At 63.4% G+C, this 451-nt stretch carries 1 protein-coding gene; it reads left to right on the top strand.

Going from position 1 to position 451, the window contains the following annotated elements:
* Positions 1-191 precede the first annotated feature (191 nt).
* Positions 192-451, top strand: a 260-nt coding sequence (locus GPA22_RS22450) for an acyl-CoA thioesterase (RefSeq protein ID WP_211169310.1), incomplete at its 3' end; no start/stop codon positions are given.

Here is a 451-nt window from a genome sequence, read left to right as displayed (position 1 = left end):
GATATTAGCTGGGCGAAACAGGGGGGAGAAACAAGAGCGGCCAACCGGCCCCACTCGTCATTCCGGGCGCGCGAAGCGCGAGCCCGGAATCCATCAGGCCGCAACTTCGGTGGATGAATGGATTCCGGGCTCGCGGCTGCGCCGCGCCCCGGAATGACGACATCCAAAACGAACCCATCCAGGACGCATCCATGTCCAAGAGCCTGATCGACCTGCTGTCCATCCTCGATCTCGAGCAGCTCGAGGTGAATTTGTTCCGCGGCAACAGCCCGAAGACGAGCTGGCAGCGGGTGTTCGGTGGCCAGGTGATCGGCCAGGCGATGGTTGCGGCGTGCCGCACCGTCGAGGGCCGGCTGCCGCATTCGATCCATTGCTATTTCATCCTGCCCGGCGATCCGCAGATCCCGATCATCTACCAGGTCGAGCGGCTGCGCGACGGCAAGAGCTACAC

The sequence above is a fragment of the Aromatoleum toluvorans genome (genome assembly GCF_012910905.1).
Lineage (GTDB): Bacteria > Pseudomonadota > Gammaproteobacteria > Burkholderiales > Rhodocyclaceae > Aromatoleum > Aromatoleum toluvorans.
This window is presented reverse-complemented; position numbering and strand designations above follow the sequence as displayed.